Here is a 1,399-nt window from a genome sequence, read left to right as displayed (position 1 = left end):
CCGGTGGAAGGTGGGTGCCCGGTCTGCGGGGCGCGGCGTGAGGACCGGGACCGATGGGGTGCCTGCACGAAGTGCGGGGCGTCGCAGCGCCGGTTCGTCCCAGGCCCGGCGGACTGTCTGAAGGTGTCGGTGATCCGCTGACCGGGCCCGGGTCAGCCCGTCCAGGTCAGCGACAACACGGTGATCCGCTGGGTGACCGCGTTGACGAACAGCACGGCCAGCCCGGCGCCCCCGCCGAACAGCGCTTGCCGGGTGATCTTGTCGTCGACGCCGTAGGGCTCGGTCACCGCGTACGGGTCGGTCTCCAGCGCCTCGATCAGGTCGAGCAGGGCCAGCTGTCCCTCGACGGGCAGGGCCAGGATCATGTCGAGGGTGTGCTGGGAGCGGGTGAGCTGCCAGTTCACGCGGCGCCGCGCTCCTGTCGGAGAGACTGCATCTGCTGGCGCCATCCGTCGAACGCGGCCACCGACTCGCGAGTCTCCTCGTACTGCGGCGGGAGTTCACCGGTGGCCTCGACGTGGGCGCGGGCCTCCTCGACCCGGGGGCCGGTGGTCAGGGCCCACTCGGCGGCGACGGCGCGCCACCGGTCCACCACGGCCTGCAGCTCGTTCACGGGGGCGAGGTGTATCTCCCGCAGTGCCTGCTGGCGCAGCTCCGGAACGGGCAGGGCGTGCACGATGGTGTCGATGCTCCAGTCACTGCTCACCGTGGTCTCCTCTCGCCTCCGGCCACAGTAGCGGGCGGCTCGGCGGGCTGTCAGGGACTGCTCCGACCAGGGCCGTGGTCGTGCTCAGTCGTCTGCGTCCTCGTCGGGGTCGGGACCTTCGCGGCGGTCCCACCGTTCCCGGAGCACGGCGAGGCCAGCCGCGCCGGCGGCGCGGTACAGCGCCTTGATGTCGGCGACCAGGTCCGGGGCCTGCTCGGCGAGGCCGGTGAGCCTGGGCAGCGTCGCGTTGCGGATCAGCTGGAACTGCCTGCCCGTGTCCCCGGTCCGCAGGGCGGCCTGCAGCTGGGCGGGCCAGCGCGCCGGAGAGGCCGGCGGGGTGGGGAAGACGCCCTTGGTGATCCGGTCGTGGAAGGAACGCTCGGCGGCGTCGGCCTCCTCTTGGAGCCTGGGGTAGGCGGCCAAGCGCAGGGCGAGGTGGCGCACCTCGTCGGCGTGCTCGGCGATCCACTGCCGCTCGGCGCGGGCCTCCGCCCGGCGGTCGCGCTCGTTGTCGACCCGTTCCTGCTGGGTGCGGCCCGGATGCGAGGCAAGGGCGTTCCCGCACAGCTGCTGGAAGCGACGCTCGGCGGCCTGTCGGCTCTTGACCTCCAAGGCCGGGGCGATCCGGGCCCAGGTCACGTTGGTCGTTGGTGGAGATACGTGCGAAGTCCGCCACCCATGGGTGGCGGACTT

General features: G+C 72.6%; 2 protein-coding genes and 1 pseudogene. All 3 read right to left on the bottom strand.

Annotated elements, in window-relative coordinates; translation table 11 throughout:
- Positions 1 to 152: 152 nt before the first annotated feature.
- The gene (locus tag IEZ11_RS50365) at positions 153 to 404 is read right to left on the bottom strand and encodes a hypothetical protein (RefSeq protein WP_189269848.1); all 252 of its coding nucleotides are present in this window, start codon (positions 402 to 404) and stop codon (positions 153 to 155) included.
- Positions 401 to 706, bottom strand: coding sequence for a hypothetical protein (locus IEZ11_RS50360; RefSeq protein ID WP_189269847.1), 306 nt, complete (start codon positions 704 to 706; stop codon positions 401 to 403). The genes IEZ11_RS50365 and IEZ11_RS50360 overlap by 4 nt, the downstream gene beginning before the upstream one ends.
- Positions 707 to 790: 84 nt before the next feature.
- A pseudogene (locus IEZ11_RS50355) lies at positions 791 to 1,399 on the bottom strand (hypothetical protein); the annotation flags it as partial.

Origin of the sequence: Streptomyces fuscichromogenes, from assembly GCF_014645815.1 — a bacterium.
In the GTDB taxonomy this organism is placed as follows: Bacteria; Actinomycetota; Actinomycetes; order Streptomycetales; family Streptomycetaceae; genus Streptomyces; species Streptomyces fuscichromogenes.
This window is presented reverse-complemented; position numbering and strand designations above follow the sequence as displayed.